5 protein-coding genes and 1 pseudogene are annotated in these 4,713 nt (G+C 66.4%); 4 read left to right on the top strand and 2 right to left on the bottom strand.

What is annotated here, in order from left to right; translation table 11 throughout:
- Positions 1-1,096 (top strand): annotated as a pseudogene (locus H8A92_RS39555) (caspase family protein); the annotation flags it as partial.
- A 203-nt stretch (positions 1,097-1,299) separates the two neighbouring features.
- On the opposite strand, the gene H8A92_RS39550 reads toward H8A92_RS39555, so the two are convergent.
- Both H8A92_RS39550 and H8A92_RS39545 read right to left on the bottom strand, forming a co-directional pair.
- Positions 1,300-1,980, bottom strand: coding sequence for a DUF1345 domain-containing protein (locus H8A92_RS39550; RefSeq protein WP_229200672.1), 681 nt, complete (start codon positions 1,978-1,980; stop codon positions 1,300-1,302).
- Positions 1,981-1,998: 18 nt separating this feature from the next.
- A complete protein-coding gene (locus H8A92_RS39545; RefSeq protein WP_229200671.1) occupies positions 1,999-2,919 on the bottom strand; it encodes a polyprenyl synthetase family protein in 921 nt (306 codons plus the stop codon).
- Positions 2,920-3,119: 200 nt separating this feature from the next.
- On the opposite strand from H8A92_RS39545, the gene mtgA reads away from it, so the two are divergent.
- The 3 genes from mtgA to H8A92_RS39530 all read left to right on the top strand — a co-directional run.
- The gene (gene mtgA, locus H8A92_RS39540; protein ID WP_229200670.1) at positions 3,120-3,791 is read left to right on the top strand and encodes a monofunctional biosynthetic peptidoglycan transglycosylase; all 672 of its coding nucleotides are present in this window, start codon (positions 3,120-3,122) and stop codon (positions 3,789-3,791) included.
- Between the two features lie 160 nt (positions 3,792-3,951).
- Complete coding sequence (rpmF, locus tag H8A92_RS39535; protein ID WP_021077536.1) at positions 3,952-4,137, top strand: 50S ribosomal protein L32; 186 nt, start codon at positions 3,952-3,954, stop codon at positions 4,135-4,137.
- Positions 4,138-4,278: 141 nt separating this feature from the next.
- Positions 4,279-4,713: hypothetical protein (locus H8A92_RS39530; protein ID WP_229200669.1), on the top strand; the 435-nt coding region annotated here is incomplete at its 3' end.

Here is a 4,713-nt window from a genome sequence, read left to right as displayed (position 1 = left end):
CAAGCCGGCGCCTGCCGCCGCGCCCGCGCCCGTTGCGCCGGTTCCGACGCCGCAGTCGGAGGCTCGTCGCGATTACGAGCTTGCGCTTCAGATCGGCAACAGGAACGCGATGAACGCGTTCCTCGCCCAATATCCGAGCGGCTACTACGCCAACCTCGCGAGGTTGCAGCTCGATAAGTTCACCGCCGAGGACGCGCGCGTCGCCGCGACCGAGAAGGCGCGTCTGGCCGAGCAGGAGCGTGCGCGGCTCGCCGCCGAGGGCGCGCAGAAGGCCCAGCAGGCCAAGGCCGAGGCGGATGCCAAGGCTGCCGAAGCGGCGCGTCTTGCTGCGGAAAAGGCCAAGCAGGTCGCGCAGGACCAGGCCGCGGCTGCCGAGCAGAAGCGGCAGGCGGATGCGGCGGTCGCCGATCGGGCCGCTTCGGACAAGCCGGCGGCCGATCAAACGGCAACGCAACCAGCGGCGCCTCCGCCCGACAAGACCACGACCGTGGCCGCGCTGGCGACCGGGTCGCCCGAAGTCGATGTCGTCAAATCGGTACAGACCGAATTGCGCCGTGTCGGCTGCCTGACCGGCGCCGTCGACGGCGACTGGAACGCAGCCTCGCAGCGCTCGCTGACGCTGTTCAACCGCTATGCCGGCACCAAGCTCGAGATCAAGACCGCGAGCGTCGACACGCTCGACGCGATCAAGCTGAAGCAGGCGCGGGTCTGCCCGCTGGTCTGCGAGCGCGGCTACAAGGCCGACGGCGATCGCTGCACCAGGATCGTCTGCGCCGAGGGCTCGTTCCTCAACGACGGCAATGAGTGCGAGAAGCGGCGCGAGCGGAAGCCGGTTGCCAGGCGCGACAGCGACGAGCGTCCGTCGCGCCGTGAGCGCGAGCGCGCCTTCCGTCCGGAGCGCGAGCAGGGCGAACCGCCGCAGGTCCCATCAGCGGCAATTCCGCGCCCGCAGAAGCGTGCGAGGGCGGAAGGCGGCGGCGGCCAGATCATGTGCGATGCCTATCTGTGCCGTCCGGTCAGGCGCGGCTGCCATCTCGAATACCGCGGCGGCGGCGGCCCCGGCGGCAATGTCGGCAATGTCGAGGTCTGCAACTAGATTGAGCTGGAGCTGCAACGGTACTTCACCTCTCCCTTGGGAGAGGTCGGCGCGCAGCGCCGGGTGAGGGATTACGGTCTCTCGTTAGCGCTGCGGCCCCTCGCCCGATTTGCTACGCAAATCGACCTCTCCCCGTCGGGGAGAGGTGAAACGAAGCGGTGGCCTTACCGCTCGATCCAAATCGATCGCGCAACTAGCGGGTGCTAGATCGCGCTCGCCGCGATATTCACCATCAAAGCCAGCAGCGCGGTGTTGAACACGAACGAGATGATGCCGTGCACGGTCGCGGTGCGGCGGATGATCTTGTCGGTGATCCCGACGTCGGAGACCTGCGCGGTCATGCCGATCACGAACGAGAAGTAGACGAAGTCCCAGTAATCGGCGTCGGCATGCGCGTCGCCGCTCGGAAATTGCAGCCCGCCGGGCGTCTTGCCGCGATAGAACTCATGGGCGTAGTGCAGCGCGAACGCGGTGTGGACCGCGGCCCATGACAGCGTGATGGTGACGATGGCCACCGCCAGTCCTGCCGGGCTGCCCTTGGATGCGCCGAGTTCGAATACGATGGCGAGCAGGCTCGCCAGCGCGCCGAACGCGGTCAGCAGCAGGATCAGGAAGCGGCCATCGTCCTGCAATATGGCGCTGCGCTTGATGTGGGCGACGCCACAGCGCAGCATCATCACATAGGCGAGCACGAGATAGAGCGCGGCGAAGGCGTCCCAGCCGGCGAGCAGCCGCGTGACGAGGCGGAGCGAGCCCGGCACCAGCAGGGCAACGATGATACCGACCACGATCGAAGTGAAGGTGCGCGGCCGGCCCACGACGACGCGGACCGGCATCGGCAGCTTGCGGAAACGAACAAGGCGGTCGTCGAACTCCTTGCTCATTTCACGCTTTGCTTTCCGCTAGTTCTTGCGCTCGGCGACGAAGCGGGCCGCCGCACGCAGCACGTCGCCGCGGTCGCCGAACACCGACAATGCGGCATCGGCGCGCGCCAGCAGATCACGAACGCGCTGCTTGGCGCCGTCGATGCCGAGCTGGGTGACGAAGGTGGTCTTGCCGAGCGCGGCATCAGCGCCGGCCGGCTTGCCGAGTGCAGCGGCGTCACCCTCGACGTCGAGCAGATCGTCGGCGATCTGGAAGGCCTCGCCGAGCGCTTTGCCGTAATCGTCGAGCGCCTGGTATTCCTTTTGCGATGCTTGGCCGAGGATCGCGCCGGCGATGCAGCCGAAGCGGAGCAGCGCGCCGGTCTTCATCTGCTGCACGCGCGCGACGTCGACCGGCTCGCGGTCGCCGAAGCGGCCTTCGCCGGCGAGGTCGAGGATCTGGCCGCCGGCCATACCGCCGATGCCGGAGGCACGCGCCAGCGCACGGGTCAGCAGCAGGCGCACCTGGGCATCCCTGTGGATCGCATCTCGGGTGATGATGTCGAAGGCGATGGTCAGCAGCGCGTCGCCGGCGAGGATCGCGGTGGCGTCGTCATAGGCCTTGTGCAGGGTCGGGCGGCCGCGGCGCAGATCGGAATTATCCATCGCCGGCAGATCGTCGTGGATCAGCGAGTAGCAGTGGATGCATTCGAGCGCGGCGCCCACCAGCAGCGCGGATTCGCGCGGGATTCCGAACACCGCGGCGCTCTCGACCGCGAGGAACGGCCGCAACCGCTTGCCGCCGCCGAGGCTCGAATAGCGCATCGCCTCGATCAGCCGCTTCGGCCGCACGATCTCGTCGCTTTCGGTTGCATCCGACAGCAGTTTCGCGAGCAGGGCTTCGGTGTCCTCCGCGGTCTGGTCCAGCCGCTTGGAAAACTCTGCAGTACCGGTCGTCATTAAGAATTGCTCCAGATCGATTTTCGGCCGGACAATCGTTGATGGCATCGGCTTCGTCAATTCCACCCGGCGACGGATTCGCGCCTTAAAAGTGCTGGAAAAACCGTGAATTATCCCGCAGACGTCGGGTAGCGCCGGCCGTATCCTGGCGGGCGGGTCCCAAATCCTCTCTGGAGACGCCCTCCCCGGAAACCCCCGTCTTGCGCATTGTCCGAATTTTATTGCTGCTTTTGCTGGCCTTGCTGTTGCTGCCCTATCTGGTGACGCCGTTCTATCGCACCGGCCAGCCCGTTTCGGCCCTGATGGCGTGGCGGACCCTGCGCGGGGCCCCGGTCATGCGGCACTGGATCGATTTTGACGCCATGTCCCCGTATCTGCCGCGATCCGTGGTCGGCTCGGAAGACGCCCATTTCTGCAAGCACCGGGGCATTGATTGGGGGGCGCTGCGCGAGGCGGTCAACGATGCCGAAGACGGCGAGGCGGCGCGCGGCGGCTCGACCATCACCCAGCAGGTCGCGAAGAACCTGTTCCTGTGGCCGGGCCGCAGCGTGATCCGCAAGGGGCTAGAGCTGCCGCTGGCGCTCTGGATCGATTTCGTGCTGCCGAAGCAGCGAATCCTGGAAATCTACCTCAATATCGCGGAAATGGGCCCATCCGGGCAGTTTGGCGCGGAGGCCGGCGCCCAATATGCCTTCGGCCGGTCGGCCGGGGCGCTGTCGCCCAGGGAGGCGGCGCTTTTGGCGGCGATCCTGCCGAATCCGGTAAAAAGGAGTGCCCGGAACCCGGGTCCCGGGGTCCGCAGGCTGTCCGGGACCTATATGGCCCGAGCCAACACGGTGACCCATTGCTGGCGCGAAAATCGTGGCTCCTGAGGCCCATTTCGCGCGTTTTTTGCCGTATCCCACCCTAGCTTTACGCTGGCCCTTCCTCTATAAGCGCGGCCTTACCGGCATCGCAGCTGGCGCTTTGAAGCGCTGTGCGCTCGTCCCCATTTCGGACGATGCCTCCGCAACACCCCTAGAGGACACCGTCATGGCCGTTCCCAGAAGAAAAACCTCGCCGTCGCGCCGTGGCATGCGCCGTTCGGCCGATGCGATCAAGACCCCGACCTATGTCGAGGACAAGGACTCCGGCGAGCTGCGCCGTCCGCACCACCTCGACCTGAAGACCGGCATGTACAAGGGCCGCCAGGTCCTGAAGGCCAAGAAAGAGTCCTGATCGGACTTTGGGCTGCCGCGCCAATCAAATGGCGCTGCGCCTGAATTCGGCCAACGAGTGCGGTCAACACGGGCGCGTCCGCGGCGAAGCCAATGAGCATCGCCGCATTGCTGGTTCTCCCTGAATAAGGCGCAAGCCCCGATGGTCGGTTTTCCGCTGCTGCTCGTTCCGCTCGCGGTCTACAACATCATCGCCTTCCTGATGCCCGGCGTGTCCTTCACGGACCCGCTGATCAGGCTGACATTGCTGTCGGGCGAAGTGTGGCAGATCACGCTCAGCGACATGCTGCTCGCCGCCGGCGTGCTGCTGTTGCTGCTCGAGGTCATCAAGGGCGCGCGCCCCGGCGCGAAATATCTCACCGATCATCTGCTGTCGCTGATCGTGTTCGGCGCGGCCGCCGCTGAATTCGTGCTCTGGCCGAAATTCGGCAACTCGACCTATTGCCTGCTCGCGCTGCTGGCGCTGGTCGATTTCATTTCCGGAATTGCGCTGCGCACCCGCCGCCGTGCGGTGGTTGCGGCACCTGCGCCGAGCGTCGGCAAGTCGCAGCCCGAGGCGCCGCAGCCTGCGCCGGCA

Source organism: Bradyrhizobium acaciae (genome assembly GCF_020889785.1).
Taxonomy (GTDB): domain Bacteria; phylum Pseudomonadota; class Alphaproteobacteria; order Rhizobiales; family Xanthobacteraceae; genus Bradyrhizobium; species Bradyrhizobium acaciae.
This window is presented reverse-complemented; position numbering and strand designations above follow the sequence as displayed.